We start from the raw sequence: 16,007 nt of genomic DNA on the forward strand, positions 1-16,007 counted from the left end.
CCGGCCCTACGAACGGCCAGTTGATAGGAACGCCAATCCTATGATCCCGGTTCCGAACGGGTCATAAGTGTGCAGACTGTGAAGAAGCCTCGGTCGGTTGCTCACTCCTGCGCGGAGAACTCGTAGGACTCCCGGCGGTAGGGCCCGGGCATGCCGGCGAGCCGGTTCGGCGGCCAGCAGTCGGAACGCTCACCGAGGATCAACTCACCGTCCAGGCGGACCAGCCAGACCACCTCTGACTGGAAGTGAAGGACGGCGGCACCGGGGATCCGGGCCAGGATTCCGGCAGTGAGACGCGTCATGTCGTCCTGCTGGCCGACGATGTCGCCCTCCTTGTCGAGGTCGAAGGACACCGAGACGGTGGGCGAGAAGACGCGGCCTCCGATGAGTGGGTCCCCCCAGGGGATCGGCGTCATCGGCGTCACGTAGACCGAGGTGCCGTGGGCCGTGACGGCCCCGTCGCCGACGAGCGCCCTGGTGGTCGCCGACGCGTCGAACAGCCGGAGCGGCCGGGCAGCCTCGCCGAGCTTCCGGGCGACCTCGTCCACGGAGAGCGGGGTCGTCAGTTCGAGGCTGTAGGAGAGAGGCATGTTCGTCTTCCCTCGGGTGTCGGGGCGGAGTGGACCGGGGTGTCGGCGTTCCCGGTCCGATGATCCCGGATCGGACCCGGGGCCTCAGTGCACGCAGAACTCGTTGCCCTCGGGGTCGGACATGACCGTCCAGGAGCCGCCCGGCTCGTCGACGTGGCGCAGGACGGTCGCGCCGAGGGCCTGCAGGCGATCCACGGTGGCGGGGCGGGCGTCGGGGCCGGGGTGCAGGTCGAGGTGGAGGCGGTTCTTGGCCGTCTTGGGCTCGGGGACCTGCTGGAAGAGGATGCGCCGCCCGAGACCGGTGCCGGTGGCGGGGTCGAACGGCTCCCCGGGGTGGCGGACGGCGGCGAGGGTGCGCCAGGCGGGGCGGCCGCCGTCCTCGGTGAGCTGGTCGGGGGTGATCGCGCCGGCCTGGAGCAGGCGCCCGATGAGGGCGCTGTGGTCCTCGACCGCGTAGTCGAGGGCGGCGGCCCAGAAGGCGGCCTGGCGGTGCGGGTCGGCGCAGTCGATGACGAGCTTCCAGTGCAGAGACATGTAACCAGTTCTACCGGTTACCCGGGTGACGGGCAATCACCGGCGGGTCCCGGGTGTCAAAAAGCTCTTCGTGTAGGGCAGTTGATGGTGGGCATACTGCCTGGACGGGAGACGGGGAGGGGGCTCGACCGATGGTGCAGGAAGATCCGCCCGTGGGTGACGAGGCGAAGCTGCTGCCGGAGCTGTTCTGGACGGCCGACCGGGCGTCGGTGGACGGCCAGCGGCAGACGCTGCGCTGGTACCGCGGACTGATCGCGATGCTGGTGATCGCCGCCGTGGTGGGCTCGCTGCCCGGGCCGGAGCACCGCGGGGACGGCGACATCACGCCGCTCTTCTCGGTGGTCGCGTTCCTGGTCGCCGGGTACTTCTGGTCCCGGCTGCGCCGCAGCAACCCGCAGGGGCGCTGGTACGAGGCCCGGGCGGCGGCCGAGTCGGCCAAGACGCTCGCCTGGAAGTACGCGGTGCGGGCCCGGCCGTTCGACGGCCCCGCCGAGTCCGGGGACGTGGACCGCGGCTACCTGCTCCAGGTGGAGGACGTGCTGCGCGCCTTCGAGGACCCGGAGATCGTGCCGCCGGAGACCGTCCCGGAGATCACCCCCGAGATGCGGCGGGTCCGGGCCGGCAACCTGACCGCCCGCCGGACGTTCTACCTGCGCACGCGGGTCGAGGGCCAGCGCACCTGGTACCGCTCGCGGGCCGAGGCCTGCGAGTCGCAGGCGGTCTCCTGGGGCCTGGGGGTCGCGGCGCTCATCATCATCGGTGCGGCGGCGGCCATCGCGCAGGCGGTCGGCGCGCTGCCGGTGCACGTCTTCGGCGCCAGCTCGGCGGCGGCCGCGGCGGTGATCGCCTGGACCCAGCTGAAGCAGCTGCGCCCGCTGGCCGCCGCGTACCAGCTGGCCGCGCGCGAGCTGGAGAACGTCGGCAACCAGCTCTCCGACCTGGACCTCAAGGCCCCGGACGCCGAGCAGCGCTGGGCCCGGCTGGCCGCCGAGGCGGAGGACGCGGTCTCCCGGGAGCACACCACCTGGCGGGCGCGCCGGGCCTTCCCGCGCTGACGGCGGGCCGGGTGGGGAACGGGCGCGCGCGGGGCGCGGCAGGCCGCCGGCCCCTTGGAGGTCACTCCAAGGGAGCTAGTCCGAACGGGTGGCCGGCCGGGTCGATCAGCACCTTGAGCGTGCGGCCGTGCTGGTACTGGGGCTCGGTGGCGCCGAGCGCGAGCGCCCGGGCGGTGGCCTCCTCCAGGTCGTCGACGTAGAAGTCCAGGTGGAAGTGCTTGCTGCCGTCCGGCTCGGTCCACGGCTCCGGCCGGTACCCGGCGACCCGTCCGAAGCCCAGCGGGCTGCCGCCCTCCGGGTTGTCCAGGATGGCGAAGTGCTCGTCCACGTGCCGGGTCTCCCATCCGAGCAGCTCGCCGTAGAAGGCGGCCAGGGCGACCGGGTCGGCGCAGTCGATGGTGACCATGGCGAGGCGGGCGAAGCCGGTGTCGCTCTGCTCGGTGGCGAGGTCGGACATTTCTGGTCGGCCCTTCTCCTGAGGGATGGGGTTCTCCTGAGGGGTGGGTGCGGAACCCGTCATGACCAGCATCGCGCTCGGCGCCGTGCGCGGCGCGGCAAGGCGGCGCGGCAAGGCGGGGCGGGGGAGCGGAGGGGCGGGCCGGGGCGGGCGCGGCCGGTGGGGCCGGCGGTGCGGCGGGGAAAGCAATTTTCCTTAGCGAGAGTAATGACGTAGGCTAAAGAACATGCCCGAGATGTCCGAGCAGGACCTCGCAGCCGTCAGTCAGCTGCGGTCGTCCACCATGCGCCTCTCCCGTCGCCTGCGTCACCAGCGGGTCGAGGAGTCGCTCAGCCCTACCGAGATGGGGGTGCTGGGCACCCTCGCACGCTGCGGGAAGGCCACACCGGGTGAGCTCGCCCGGAAGGAGCACGTCCAGCCGCCGTCGATGACCAGGATCGTGGCGATGCTGGAGGAGAAGGGCCTGGTGCGGCGCGAGCCGCACCCGGAGGACCGCCGTCAGGTGGTGGTCAGCAGCACCGAGCAGGCGGAGGTGATCCTCCAGGAGAGCCGCCGCCGGCGCAACGCCTGGCTCGCCGAACTCGCCGAAGGGCTCGACGAGGAGGAATGGGCCGTCCTCCGGGAGGCCGCGCCCGTGCTGTACAAGCTCGCACATCTCTGAGGCACACCCGTTCCGGTCAGCCGCCGGAGGACGAAGGAGAACCGCATCACCGCAGGACCGACCACCGACACCAGGAGCGCGACGGCCCCCCGACGGGTCGTCGCGCCGCGAGGGGAGACCACCGTGACACCGCCGGCCGCAGCCAGCGCCGCCGCCATCCGTACCGACGACCCGACCACCGACCCCGCCGCGGACAGTGCCGCGGCCGCCGACGCCCAGGCACCCGCCCCGACGGGGCTGCCCGGCAACGGCGACGACGACCCCGACGAACGCACCGCGGCGGTCCACTCCGCCGCTCCAGGCCGGTCCCGCCCGGCCGCATCTCCCACAGGCGCCCGCTTCACCAGGCCCGGGGGGATGTTCTCCTCCCTGCGCGTCCGCAACTACCGCTACTACTTCGCCGGCCAGGTGGTCTCCAACACGGGGACCTGGATGCAGCGGATCGCCCAGGACTGGCTGGTCCTCAGCCTGACCGGCAGCCCGCTCGCCGTCGGCATCACCACCGCGATGCAGTTCCTGCCGATGCTGCTGCTCGGCCTGTTCGGCGGCGTGCTCGCCGACCGGATGCCCAAGCGCCGCCTGCTGGTCTACACCCAGGGTGCGATGGGCCTGCTCGCCGCCGGCCTCGCGGTGCTGACCATCGCCGGCGTGGTGACGCCGTACTACGTGTACGCGTTCGCGCTGCTGCTCGGCCTGGTCACCGTGGTCGACAACCCGGCCCGGCAGGCCTTCGTCGCCGAGATGGTCGGCCCGAAGGACCTCGCCAACGCGGTCAGCCTGAACGCCGCCAACTTCCAGACCGCCCGGCTGGTCGGCCCCGCCGTCGCGGGCCTGCTGATCGCCGCGGTCGGCAGCGGCTGGGCGTTCGCGGTGAACGCGCTCTCCTTCGCCGCCGTGATCGGCGGCCTGCTCGCGATGCGTGAGAGCGAACTGCGCCCGACCGAGCCGATCGCCCGCGAGAAGGGGCAGTTGCGGGAGGGGCTGCGGTACGTGAAGGAGCGGCCCGAGCTGCTGCTGCCGATGGTGCTGGCCGGCTTCATCGGCACCTTCGGGTTCAACTTCCCGACGCTGCTCTCCGGTTTCGCCTACGACACCTTCCGGGTGGGCGCCGGGCAGTACGGCCTGCTGAACACCGCGATGGCGGTCGGTTCGCTGGCCGGCGCGCTGATCGCGGCCCGCCGGGGCGCGCCGCGGCTGCGCCGGCTGGTGGGGGCGGCGCTGGCCTTCGGCACGCTGGAGGTGGTGGCCGCGTTCGCGCCCGGCTACTGGACCTTCGCGGTGCTGCTGACCCTGGTCGGGGTGTTCGGGCTGAGCTTCAACACCTCGGTGAACTCCGCGCTGCAGCTCGCCACCGACCCCGCGATGCGCGGCCGGGTGATGGGCCTGCTGGTGCTGGTCTTCACCGGCGGCACGCCGATCGGCGCGCCGGTGGTGGGCTGGGTGACGGCCTCGTACGGGCCCCGGCTCGGGCTGCTGGCCTGCGGGCTGGTCTCGGCCCTGGCGGCCGGCGTGGTCGGCCTGGTGCTGGCTCGCAGCGCGGACCTGCGGGTCCGGTTCGACCTGCACCCGGGCCGCGGCGGCCGGGTGGTGGCCTTCGTGCCGCGCACCCGCACCACCGCCAAGTCCGAGCTGGCCGCGGCCTGCTGACGAGGGGTGAGGGCCCCGGGGGCGTCCGCTCCCGGGGCCGGTGGCCGTCCGGCGGTCAGAGCCGGATCTCCAGGACCTGGCCGGGCCAGGGCCCGGCCGGCTGCTCGACCTCGAAGGACTCGGTCTCGGTGAAGCCGAGTGCCCGGTACTGGCCGACCAGCTTGCGGTCGGCGCCGGCGTAGCAGTCCACCCGGACCAGGCCGATGCCGCGGCGGCGGGCCTCGTCGAGCGCGTCGGCGATCAGCGCGGCGCCGATGCCCGAGCCCTTCCGGGACCGGTCGGTCACCAGGTTGCGGATGTACAGCTCGCGCTCCGGCACCGCCGGGATGTACGCCCCGCGCTCCTCGGAGACGACGCAGCAGCCGACCGTGCGGCCCTCGTCGTCCACCGCGAGCCGGATCAGGAACGGCTCGCGGGTGTACTTCTCGACGTGCTCGGTCCTGGCCGGGTTGGTGCTGAACGGCTGGTCGCCCCACTGGCCGGTGCGGCCCTGGGCGGCCAGCCAGGCCACCGCGCCGTCGAGCAGGGCCAGGATGTCGGCGGTGTCGTCGGGGCCGCCGGTGCGGATCTTCGTCGTGTTCACGGTTGTCACAGAGGCCGTTCTAGCCCAAACGGCCCCGCGCGGGAAGACGTCGCCGTGCTGCGCGCGGGCGGGATGATGGCTGTATGAGGCTCTTCGTGGCGGTGCTGCCGCCGGCCGAGGTGTTGCAGGGGCTCCACGACGCGGTGGCGCCGGTGCGCGGGCTGCCCGGGGCGGAGCGGCTGCGCTGGACCACCGTCGAGGGCTGGCACCTCACGCTGGCCTTCCTCGGCGAGGTGCCGGAGCAGCGGCTGCCGGAGCTGGAGGCCGGGCTGGCCGCGGTGGCGGAGGTGAACCCCGTGCACCGGCTGCGGGTCTCCGGGGCCGGGCGGTTCGGCGACCGGGTGCTCTGGGCCGGCGTGGACGGCCAGACCTGGGCGCTGCGGCGGCTCGCCGAGGCGGTGTACGAGGCCACCGCGGACGTGACCGGCGAGACGGACGCGTTCGCCTTCCACCCGCACCTGACCCTGGCCCGGGCCGGCTCCTCGCGCGGCCACCGCCGGGCGGTGCAGCGGGTGGCCGCGGCGGAGCTGGACGGCCTGGCCGCGGCGCTCGCCGACTACCGGGGGCCGGAGTGGGAGGCCGCCGAGCTGCACCTGATGAAGAGCGAACCGGACCGCGGTGCCATGCACTACGCAACGGTCCGCGCCTGGGATCTGGCCGCCTGGGGCCGCCCGGGGGGCGGTTCCGGCCTCGGCGTCTGACCTCGGCGTCCGGCCGCCGCCCGGGCACGGGTACGCTCGATGACCGTGGACCCCAAGACTCGCATGCGTATCGTGACCGGCGCCCTGGTGCTGCTGCTGGCCGTTGTGGTGATCGGCGCGCTGGTCAACAAGTAGGCCGGCCGGCCGTGGACGCGCAGAGGGCCACCGCCCGCAGGCGGTGGCCCTCAGCCGTGCGTCGCGCCGGCCGAAGCCGGGCGTCGTGTCGGCGACCGGTCAGAGCTGCTCGACCACGTAGTCGATGCAGGCGGTGAGCGCCTCGACGTCCGCCGGGTCGATCGCCGGGAACATCGCGATGCGCAGCTGGTTGCGGCCCAGCTTGCGGTACGGCTCGGTGTCGACGATGCCGTTGGCACGCAGTGCCTTGGCGACGGCGGCGGCGTCCACCGCGTCGTCGAAGTCGATCGTGCCGACCACCTGCGAACGCTCGGCCGGGTTGGCCACGAACGGGGTGGCGAACGAGGACTTCTCGGCCCAGCCGTACAGCCGGGACGAGGAATCAGCCGTACGGGCGACGGCCCAGTCCAGGCCGCCGTTGCCGTTCAGCCACTCCAGCTGGTCGGCCAGCAGGAACAGCGTGGCGATCGACGGGGTGTTGTACGTCTGGTCCTTCGAGGAGTTGTCGATGGCCGTCGGCAGGTCGAAGAACGGCGGGATGTAGCGGCCGGAGGCGGCGATCTCGGCGGCGCGCTCCAGGGCGGCCGGGGAGAAGGACGCCAGCCAGAGCCCGCCCTCGGAGGCGAAGGACTTCTGCGGCGCGAAGTAGTAGACGTCGGTCTCGGTGATGTCGACCGGCAGGCCGCCGGCGCCCGAGGTGGCGTCCACCAGGACCAGCGAGCCCTCGTCGGCGCCGGCCGGGCGCCCGATCGGCATCGCGACGCCGGTGGAGGTCTCGTTGTGGGTGAGTCCGTAGACGTCCACGCCCGCCTCGGCGACCGGCAGCGGGTGGGTGCCCGGGGCGGTCTTGAGCACGGTCGGCTCGGCCAGCCACGGGGCGGCCTTGACCGAGGAGGCGAACTTGGACGAGAACTCGCCGAAGTCGAGGTGCTGGGACTTCTCCCGCACCAGGCCGAAGGCCGCGATGTCCCAGAAAGCGGTGGAGCCACCGTTCCCGAGCACCACCTCGTACCCCTCGGGGAGGGAGAAGAGGCTGCTCACGCCCTCGCGCACGCGCTTGACCAGGTTCTTCACCGGGGCCTGGCGGTGCGAGGTGCCGAGCAGGGAGGTCTCGGTGGCGGCGAGGGCACTCAGGGCCTCGGGGCGCACCTTGGACGGGCCGCAGCCGAAACGGCCGTCTGCGGGCTTGATGTCAGCGGGGATCTGGATCTGAGCCACGCTCGGCAGCCTACCGGCCGGCGCCCGGAAAGTGGGGCGGTTGTCCGTTCGCTGAGATGTGATCTTTTCGGCCCCCGGACACGTGGACAGCGGACCCGGTGGAATGCCGGATCCGCTGTCCCCGCAGCACTTTTCGGGACCTGTCGGGACAGGCCGGGCGGGTCAGTGCGCGATGGCGTCGTAGCCCTCGATGTCGCGCGGGCTGCGCGGGCCGGGGCCGATGTAGCGCGCGGCGGGGCGGACCAGCCGGCCCGTGCGCTTCTGCTCCAGGATGTGGGCCGACCAGCCGGCGGTGCGGGCGCAGGTGAACATCGAGGTGAACATGTGCGCCGGGACCTCGGCGAAGTCCAGCATGATGGCGGCCCAGAACTCGACGTTGGTGGCCAGCACGCGGTCGGGGCGGCGGTTGTGCAGCTCCTCCAGCGCGGCCTTCTCCAGCGCCTCGGCGACCTCGAAGCGCGGCGCGCCGAGCTCCTTGGCGGTGCGGCGCAGCACGCGGGCGCGCGGGTCCTCGGCGCGGTAGACGCGGTGGCCGAAGCCCATCAGGCGCTCGCCCTTGTCCAGCGCGTTCTTGACCCACGTGGTGGCGTCGCCGGTGCGCTCGATCTCCTCGATCATGCCGAGCACGCGGGACGGCGCGCCGCCGTGCAGCGGGCCGGACATCGCGCCGACGGCGCCGGAGAGCGCGGCCGCGACGTCGGCGCCGGTGGAGGCGATGACGCGGGCGGTGAAGGTGGAGGCGTTCATGCCGTGCTCGGCGGCGGACGTCCAGTAGGCGTCGATGGCCTTGACGTGCTTCGGGTCCGGCTCGCCGCGCCAGCGGATCATGAAGCGCTCGACGACGGTCTCGGCCTTGTCGATCTCGCTCTGCGGGACCATCGGCAGGCCCTGGCCGCGGGCGGACTGGGCGACGTAGGAGAGCGCCATCACGGCGGCGCGGGCCAGGTCGTCGCGGGCCTGCTCGGCGGAGATGTCGAGCAGCGGCTTGAGGCCCCAGACCGGGGCGAGCATGGCGAGGGCGGACTGCACGTCGACCCGGATGTCGCCGGAGTGGACCGGGATCGGGAACGGCTCGGCGGCCGGCAGGCCGGGGTTGAACTTGCCGTCCACCAGCAGGCCCCAGACGTGGCCGAAGGAGACGTGGCCGACCAGGTCGTCGATGTCGACGCCTCGGTACCGCAGGGCGCCGCCTTCACGGTCGGGTTCGGCGATCTCGCTCTCGAAAGCGACGACTCCCTCAAGCCCGGGTACGAAGTCGGACATGCGACGGCTCCTTCAGTTCTGCGATCGGCGGACCGCCGTTGGTGGGGCGGCGCACCAGTGACCGAATGGTGGTTGGCACTCGGTGCCAGCGTGACAGGCACAGGGTGCATTGCGCCATACACCACGTGGTGATGTTTGCCGCGGGCCCGCTTGACTTTTCGCCCGGAGGCCGGTCGTGCCCGGGGAATCCCCGGAACCAAACCGCAGGTTCCGGACAATTCACCGTAGGCCGGGCGGCCTAGCGGTGGCGAGTCACCTTATCTCCCACCGGGGTTTGTCCGGAGGTAGCGGTGGCGGTTGCTTGTCATACGGGAAGATGTTGGGGTGACCCCGGAACGCGCCCAGTCGACGCCCCTGAGCCCCGCCACCCGGATCCTGGCCGACGAGGCCCGGCCCGGGCCGGACCTCACCGTGATGCGCAAGCACTACACGCACGAGGGCCTGGTCGAGGAGCAGCTCGCCGCCGAGCCGATCGGCCAGTTCACCCGCTGGTTCCACGAGGCGGACGACGCCGGGGTGGTGGAGCCCAACGCGATGGTGCTCTCCACCGCCGACGCCGAGGGGCGGCCCAGTTCGCGGACCGTGCTGCTGAAGGGCTTCGACGCGCGCGGCTTCGTCTTCTTCACCAACTACGGCTCGCGCAAGGGCGCCGAGCTGGCCGAGAACCCGTACGCGGCGCTGCTCTTCCCGTGGGTCCCGCTGGCCCGCCAGGTGATCGTCCAGGGCCGGGTGGAGAAGGTCGGCCGGGACGAGACCGCCGCCTACTTCCGCACCCGCCCGCACGGCTCCCAGCTCGGCGCCTGGGCCAGCGAGCAGTCCAGCCCGGTCGGCTCGCGCGAGGTGCTGGAGCAGCGGTACGCGGAGCTGGAGCGCCGCTACCCGGAGGGCGAGGGGGTGCCGGTGCCGCCGTTCTGGGGCGGGTACCGGGTGGTCCCGGAGCGCGTGGAGTTCTGGCAGGGCCGGGAGAACCGGCTGCACGACCGGCTGCTGTTCCTCGCCGACCCGTCGGTCCCGTCGGGCTGGCGGGTGGAGCGGCTCTGCCCCTGACGCCGCGGGGCCGTGGTGCTCGCGGTGGGGTCCGGGGGTGCGGGCCGGGCTCCGGGGTGTGCCGGACGGCGGGTGCGCCGTGGCGGACGGGACCGTGCGCCCGCCGTGCGCTCCTGCGTGAACCGGCCGCCCTCCGCTGCGATCTGACCCTGCGTCACTCCGGGCGGTAGCGTGGAGGAAAGGCCCCGGCTGCGGGCCGGGGCCACCACTCCTCCTGAGAGGGTGAGGCAATCGATGAGTGACACCGCCACCCCCGCCGGCGCGGCCGTCGGGCCGACCGACGGCTCCGAGCGCCCGACGCTCGGCGAACTCGCCGCCCGGGCACCGTCCTTCGTCGGTGAACTGGTCCGCCGGGCGGGCGTGGACGAGGACCGGCCCGGCGCCGTGCCGGTGGCCAGGTTCCAGTCCGCGGTCTGACCCGTCCGGGGGCGCCGCGTCCGCCGGACGTGACCGCCCCGAGGCGCGACCGACCGTGAGCCGAGCCGGGATCTTTCCCCAGTCCCGGCTCCAATTCCGGTCAACTCCCCGATATCGTAAGCCGAGTTCGCGAACCGGCCCGGGGGGTGCTGCAGTGCGGCCGTACTTCTTCTTCAGCTATGCCCGGCGGGACCACGAGGCCGGCGGGGCCTTCGTCGACCAGTTCTTCAGCGACCTCCGGGACGAGCTGGCCCGGATCGAGCCCGCGGCCGGCCCGGGCGAACTCGCCTACCGGGACACCGAGCGGCTGCGCGTCGGCGACGACTGGGAGCAGCAGCTCTCCCGGATGGTCGCGGTCAGCCGCACCATGGTGGCGCTCTACTCCCCGGCCTACTTCGCCAGCCCGTACTGCGGCAAGGAGTGGACGGCCTTCCACGGCCGGATGCGCCGGCACCAGAAGCTGACCGGCGAGGCGGTGCCGGCCCTGATCCCGGTGCTCTGGGAGCCGCCGCCGGGTGACCTGCCGGCCGAGGTGCTGCGGATCCAGTACGTCCAGCACGACCTCGGCGCCCCGTACGCCACCGGCGGGCTGCGGGACCTGCTGCGGGCCGACCCGCACGGGCCCGACTACCGGCGGGTGGTCCGGGCGATCGCCGAGCGGGTGCGGGAGGCGGCCGTGCAGCCGGTGGCCGAGCTGGCCCAGCTGGACCTGGGCCGGGTCGAGGGCTGCTTCCCGGTGCCCGCGACCGTGCCGCCGCCGGGCCGCAGCGGGATGGTCCGCATCTTCGTCGCGGCCGGTCACACCCCGGCCCGCCGCCCCGCGGCCGCTCCCGCGCCGGCGCGGCACCAGCAGCAGCATCAGCATCAGGGCCAGGACGGCCACCGGGACCAGGACCGCTACCGGGGCGGCTGGTACGGCGACCGGCCGTGGGACTGGGCGCCCTACCATCCGCCGCGGCTGCCCTCGCTGGTGGTGCAGGCCCAGCAGGCGATCACCCGCGCCGGGCACAGCACCACCCTGGACGAGGTCGGCCCCGGCCTGGCCGCCAGCCTGGACCGCGCCCGGGAGGACAACGAGGTCAGCGTGCTGCTGGTGGACCCGTGGGCGGCCGGCGCGGAGCCGTACCGGCAGGCGCTGCACGAGTTCGACGACCAGAACCACCCGGTGACCGCGGTGCTGGTGCCGGTCGGCACCGACGACCCGCCCTCCGGACCGGCGCACAGCCGGCTCTGGGGCGGGGTGCGCGACGTCTTCCCGCGCAACTGGCTCCACCGGTCGGGGCCCGAACCCCTCTTTCGGGTGCGCGTCTCCCGGGAACGCTTTGAACGCGAGTTGTTACGGACCGTGTCCGTAGCGCAGAACAAGCTGTTAGACGAGGCGGAGGAGGACGATCCTCTTTCGGTCAGAGCGGCCTTCGGGCTGGGAGGCCCCGGCACCGCCCCGGCCCTGCCCGGCCTGACCATCCCGGCCTGGCCGCCGGCCGCGCCGCCGGGCCCGCCCCCGCCCCCGGCACCCGGGGAACCCCGCGAAGGAGACACCGAACGATGACCGCCGACCAGGTCACCCTGGCGGGCAGCGAGTCCGCCGCCGAGTCGACACCCGGGACCGGATCGGTCGTCACCTTCTACTCCTACAAGGGCGGCACCGGCCGCACCATGGCGCTGGCCAACCTCGGCTGGATCCTGGCCAGCCAGGGCCTGCGCGTCCTGGTGGTGGACTGGGACCTGGAGGCGCCCGGGCTGCACCGGTACTACCACCCGCTGCTGATCGACCCCGAGCTGCACACCACCGACGGCCTGATCGACCTGCTCCGGGCCTACGTCGAACAGGCCCTGCCCCGCCCGGGGGAGGAGCCCGGTGCGGACCCCCGGCGGTGGCTCGCCGAGCCCGGCCGGCTCGACCGCTACCTGTGCGGCCTCGCGCTCGACCTGCCCGCCGGCGGCCGCCTCGACCTGATGCCGGCCGGCCGCCAGAACGCCGCCTACTCGGCCGCCGTCACCAGCTTCAACTGGCGCACCTTCTACACCCGCGGGGACATCCGGGGCGCCGAGTTCCTGTACGCCCTGCGCGAGCGGTGGACCGACTCCTACGACTACGTGCTGATCGACAGCCGGACCGGGGTCAGCGACACCTCCGGCATCTGCACCGTGCTGATGCCCGACACCGTCGTGGACTGCTTCACCCTCGGCGCCCAGAGCATCCGCGGCGGCGTCGACGCGGCCCGGGCTATCGTGGACGCCGACGAGCGCGACATCCGGGTGCTGCCCGTGCCGATGCGGGTCGAGGACGCCGAGCGGGCCGGCCTGGCGGCCGGGCGCGACCTCGCCCACGACGCCTTCGCCCCCTACCTGGACCGCTGGCTGAGCGCCGAGCGCCGGGCCGAGTACTGGCGGGACGTCGAGGTGCCGTACAAGCCCTTCTACGCATACGAAGAGGTTCCGGCCACCGTCGTGGACCGGCCGCGGCAGGACCGCAGCCTGCTCGGCGCGTTCGAGCGGCTGGCCGCCTGGCTCACCGACGGCCGGGTCCGCGAGCTGCGGCCCGTCCCGGACCGGGCCCGCCGCCGGCTCTACGCGGCCTACCTGCGCACCGGCCGCACGCAGTCCCGCCAGGTGTACCTCAGCTACGCACCCGAGGACCGGATCTGGGCCGAGTGGGCGGCCGCCGTGCTCACCGGCTTCGGCTACCTCACCTCGCTGCACAGCGCCGCGGCCCCGCTGGACGACGGGCCGCCGGAGTACGCCCCGCTGCCGGAGGCCGACAGCCCGCTGGACGGCGACGGCCGGGTGCTGGTGCTGCTCTCCGCGGCGTACGCGGCGCTGCCCCGCGGCCGGGAGATCTGGCGCCGGCTCACCTCGCCCGAGGGGGACGGCGGTTCGGGCGGACTGCTGGCGCTCTCGGCCGAGTGGGATGGCGCGCTGCCCGAGCCGTTCACCGGGCAGCAGGTGCTCAGGCTGGCCGGCGCCGCGGCCGGCCCGGCCGAGACCCGGCTGTTCGAACTGCTCGGCCCGCCGCCCGGCGCCGGCCGCTGGCTGGAGGCCGAGGAGGAGGCCGACCCACCGCCCGCCCGCTTCCCGGCCCGCCGGCCGGAGACCGCGAACCCGCCGCCGCGGCTGGCCGCCTTCACCGGCCGGGCCCGGCTGCTGGAGACCCTGCGGGACGGCTTCACCCTCGGCCCGGGCGAGCCGGTGCAGGTGCTGTACGGCATGGGCGGGGTCGGCAAGTCGCAGTCCGCCGTCGAGTACGCCCACCGGTTCGCCGCCGCGTACGAGGTGGTCTGGTGGGTGCCGGCCGAGGACCCGGCCGGCGTCCCGCAACGGCTCGCCGAACTCGCCCCCGGGCTGGGCCTGGAGGCCGGCCCCGACGTGGCCCGCACCGCCCGGGCGGTGCTGGAGGCGCTCGCCGCGGGCCGCCCGTACCGGCGCTGGCTGCTGGTCTTCGACAACGCCGAGGACCCGGAGCAGCTCGCCCCCTGGCTGCCGGACGGCTCGGCGCACGGGCACGTCCTGGTCACCTCGCGGGACCGGCGCTGGGCCGGGCACCGCGGCCGGACCGAGGTCGACGTCTTCGACCGGGCGGAGAGCATCGCCCTCGTCCGCCGGTTCAACGCCGGGGTCGCGGCCGCGGACGCCGGGCGGATCGCCGAGCTCCTGGGCGACCTGCCGCTCGCCGTCGGCCAGGCCGCCGCCTGGCTGCACGAGACGCCGATGCCGGCCGGCACCTACGCCGACCTGCTGGACGAGGCGCTCACCGACATCCTCGACCGGTCCGTCCGGGCCGACGCCGAGTACTCGACCGTCGCCGCGGCCACGTGGCGGATCGCCGGCTCGGACCTGCGCCGGATCAACGCCCCGGCGGCCCGGCTGCTGGAGGTGTGCGGCTTCCTCGGACCGGACGCCATCCCGATCCGGCTGCTCTACAGCGCGCCCGTGATCGAGGCCATCGGGCTGTCCCCGGACTCCGCCGACGGGCCGTTCGCGATCAGCGGCCTGCTGCGCGCCGTGGGCCAGTTCAACCTGGCCCGGTACGACCTCACGGGCGGCACGCTGAGCGTGCACCGGATCACCCAGGCGCTGCTGCGCGAGCAGGTCGCCGGGGCCGACCGCGAGCGGCTGCGCGCCGCCGTGCACGCCGCCCTCGCGCTCGCCGACCCGGGCGACCCGGACGTCCCGGCGAACTGGCCCCGGTACGCCGAACTGCTGCCCCACCTCTGGCCGTCCGGCGCCGCGGAGTCGGACGACCCGGCGGTGCGGCAGTGGATCGTCCGCTCGGTCCGCTACCTCTGGCAACGCAGCCTGAACGACGCCGGACGCGAGCTCGCCGAGCGGGTGCTGGCCCGCTGGGGCGGCGCCGGGACGGGCGACGTCCCCACCCTGCTGCTGCGGGTCGAGCTCGCCAACGTCCAGCGGCTCCAGGGCCTCGTCCAGGAGGCCCACGAGACCGACCGGGACGTGCTGGAGCAGCTCACCGCCGTGCTCGGACCGGACCACCTGCACACCATCGCCGTGGCGAACGGCCTCGGCGGCGACCTGCGCCACCTCGGCCGCTACCGGGAGGCCCTGGAGCTGGACCGGCGGACCCTGGCCGCCGCCCAGCGGGTGCTCGGCTCCGACCACCCGCGCACCCTGATGAGCGGCAACAACCTGGCCGTGTCGGCCATGCTCTGCGGTGACTTCGACGAGGCGATCCGCCGCCACCGGGAGGTCCACGAGCGCCAGCACGAGCTGCTCGGCGCCGACAACCCGTACACGCTCACCTCGGCCACCAGCCTCGCCCACGACCTGGGCGCGTCCGGCCGGCTGCAGGAGGCGCTGGACCTGCTGCAGGCCGCCCTGCGCCTTTGGACGGGGGCGTTCGGCGCCGACCACCACGGCCTGCTCCGGGCCCGCCGCTACCTCGGCATCGCGCTGCGCCGGCTCGGCCGGACGGCGGAGGCGCTCGCCAACGACGAGGACGTCCACCGCCGGATGCTGGACCGGTACGGCACCGACCACCCGGGCACCGCGGCCGCGGCCGGCAACCTGGCCGGCTCGCTCGCCGCGGCCGGGGCCACCGCGCGGGCCCTGCCGTACGCCGAGGAGGCCCACCGGTACTACCGCACCCACCTCGGCGACCGGCACCCCGGCACCGCCGCGGCCGCCGCCAACCTGGCCGTGCTGCTGCGCCGGTCCGGCCGGACCGAGGAGGCCCGGCGGCTCTCCGCCGAGGCCCTGGCCGGGCTGCGCGAAGCCCTCGGCGGGCGCCACCCGTACGTCGGGACCGCGATGCTCAACCACGCCAACGTGCTGGCGCTGACCGGGGATCCGGCGGCGGCCCTGGCGCTGGACGAGGAGGCCCTGCCGCTGCTGGCCGGGCGGCTCGGCGCGGCCCACCCGGACGCCCTGGCGGCGGCCTCCAACCTCGCGGTCGGACTGGCCGCCGCCGGCGACCGGGAGCGGGCGGCGCGGCTGGCCGCGGACGCGCTCGCACGGGCCCGGGAGGCGCTGGGCGAGGAGCACCCGGTCACGGTGGCGGTGCGGGAGGGAGCGCGGCTGGACGGGAGCATCGAGCCGCCGCCGGAGTGAGCCGCGGCGGCCGCCCGTGTGGCGTGCGACGCTCCGATGCGACCGCCGAGTGGGTGAACTTTCCACGTGACATCGCAGCACGGCGGGGTGCAGGGCACGAAGGTGCACGGAACAGTACGGCGCTGCTGTCGCGC

At 74.3% G+C, this 16,007-nt stretch carries 14 protein-coding genes; 8 read left to right on the forward strand and 6 right to left on the reverse strand.

What is annotated here, in order from left to right; genetic code table 11:
* Positions 1 to 101: 101 nt before the first annotated feature.
* Together ABZ885_RS02015 and ABZ885_RS02020 are read right to left on the reverse strand one after the other, a co-directional pair.
* Positions 102 to 590 carry a SitI3 family protein gene (locus ABZ885_RS02015; RefSeq protein ID WP_360182198.1) on the reverse strand — a complete coding sequence of 163 codons (489 nt, stop codon included), beginning with the start codon at positions 588 to 590 and terminating at the stop codon, positions 102 to 104.
* Between the two features lie 84 nt (positions 591 to 674).
* Positions 675 to 1,118 (reverse strand): VOC family protein, encoded by a 444-nt coding sequence (locus ABZ885_RS02020; protein ID WP_360182296.1) that lies wholly within the window; start codon positions 1,116 to 1,118, stop codon positions 675 to 677.
* Between the two features lie 158 nt (positions 1,119 to 1,276).
* Between ABZ885_RS02020 and ABZ885_RS02025 the strand changes: the two genes are divergently transcribed.
* On the forward strand, positions 1,277 to 2,179 hold the full coding sequence (locus ABZ885_RS02025) for a DUF4231 domain-containing protein (RefSeq protein WP_360182201.1): 903 nt from the start codon (positions 1,277 to 1,279) through the stop codon (positions 2,177 to 2,179).
* Between the two features lie 61 nt (positions 2,180 to 2,240).
* Here ABZ885_RS02025 and ABZ885_RS02030 read toward each other — a convergent pair whose 3' ends face one another.
* Positions 2,241 to 2,636 (reverse strand): VOC family protein, encoded by a 396-nt coding sequence (locus tag ABZ885_RS02030; RefSeq protein ID WP_360182204.1) that lies wholly within the window; start codon positions 2,634 to 2,636, stop codon positions 2,241 to 2,243.
* A gap of 226 nt (positions 2,637 to 2,862) precedes the next feature.
* Here ABZ885_RS02030 and ABZ885_RS02035 point away from each other — a divergent pair, with 226 nt between their 5' ends.
* Both ABZ885_RS02035 and ABZ885_RS02040 read left to right on the forward strand, forming a co-directional pair.
* A complete protein-coding gene (locus ABZ885_RS02035) occupies positions 2,863 to 3,297 on the forward strand; it encodes a MarR family transcriptional regulator (protein WP_360182207.1) in 435 nt (144 codons plus the stop codon).
* A 123-nt stretch (positions 3,298 to 3,420) separates the two neighbouring features.
* Entirely contained in the window at positions 3,421 to 4,944 is a 1,524-nt protein-coding gene (locus ABZ885_RS02040; protein ID WP_360182210.1) for an MFS transporter, read from the forward strand.
* A 55-nt stretch (positions 4,945 to 4,999) separates the two neighbouring features.
* Here the strand turns inward: ABZ885_RS02040 and ABZ885_RS02045 are convergent, their stop codons facing one another.
* A complete protein-coding gene (locus tag ABZ885_RS02045) occupies positions 5,000 to 5,536 on the reverse strand; it encodes a GNAT family N-acetyltransferase (protein ID WP_360182213.1) in 537 nt (178 codons plus the stop codon).
* Between the two features lie 74 nt (positions 5,537 to 5,610).
* Here ABZ885_RS02045 and thpR point away from each other — a divergent pair, with 74 nt between their 5' ends.
* Positions 5,611 to 6,228, forward strand: a complete 618-nt coding sequence (thpR, locus tag ABZ885_RS02050; RefSeq protein WP_360182216.1) for an RNA 2',3'-cyclic phosphodiesterase — start codon at positions 5,611 to 5,613, stop codon at positions 6,226 to 6,228.
* A gap of 234 nt (positions 6,229 to 6,462) precedes the next feature.
* Here thpR and serC read toward each other — a convergent pair whose 3' ends face one another.
* A complete protein-coding gene (gene serC, locus ABZ885_RS02055) occupies positions 6,463 to 7,581 on the reverse strand; it encodes a phosphoserine transaminase (RefSeq protein ID WP_360182219.1) in 1,119 nt (372 codons plus the stop codon).
* A 162-nt stretch (positions 7,582 to 7,743) separates the two neighbouring features.
* Entirely contained in the window at positions 7,744 to 8,844 is a 1,101-nt protein-coding gene (locus ABZ885_RS02060) for a citrate synthase 2 (RefSeq protein WP_360182222.1), read from the reverse strand.
* A 414-nt stretch (positions 8,845 to 9,258) separates the two neighbouring features.
* Between ABZ885_RS02060 and pdxH the strand changes: the two genes are divergently transcribed.
* The 4 genes from pdxH to fxsT all read left to right on the forward strand — a co-directional run bounded on the left by pdxH (position 9,259) and on the right by fxsT (position 15,873).
* Positions 9,259 to 9,891, forward strand: coding sequence for a pyridoxamine 5'-phosphate oxidase (pdxH, locus tag ABZ885_RS02065; protein WP_360182299.1), 633 nt, complete (start codon positions 9,259 to 9,261; stop codon positions 9,889 to 9,891).
* 234 nt (positions 9,892 to 10,125) lie between these two features.
* Positions 10,126 to 10,308, forward strand: coding sequence for a hypothetical protein (locus tag ABZ885_RS02070; protein ID WP_360182225.1), 183 nt, complete (start codon positions 10,126 to 10,128; stop codon positions 10,306 to 10,308).
* Positions 10,309 to 10,462: 154 nt separating this feature from the next.
* On the forward strand, positions 10,463 to 11,857 hold the full coding sequence (locus tag ABZ885_RS02075) for a TIR-like protein FxsC (protein ID WP_360182228.1): 1,395 nt from the start codon (positions 10,463 to 10,465) through the stop codon (positions 11,855 to 11,857).
* Positions 11,854 to 15,873 (forward strand): FxSxx-COOH system tetratricopeptide repeat protein, encoded by a 4,020-nt coding sequence (fxsT, locus tag ABZ885_RS02080; RefSeq protein WP_360182231.1) that lies wholly within the window; start codon positions 11,854 to 11,856, stop codon positions 15,871 to 15,873. The genes ABZ885_RS02075 and fxsT overlap by 4 nt, the downstream gene beginning before the upstream one ends.
* Positions 15,874 to 16,007 lie beyond the last annotated feature (134 nt).

Origin of the sequence: Kitasatospora sp. NPDC047058, assembly GCF_040643935.1 — a bacterium.
GTDB lineage: Bacteria > Actinomycetota > Actinomycetes > Streptomycetales > Streptomycetaceae > Kitasatospora.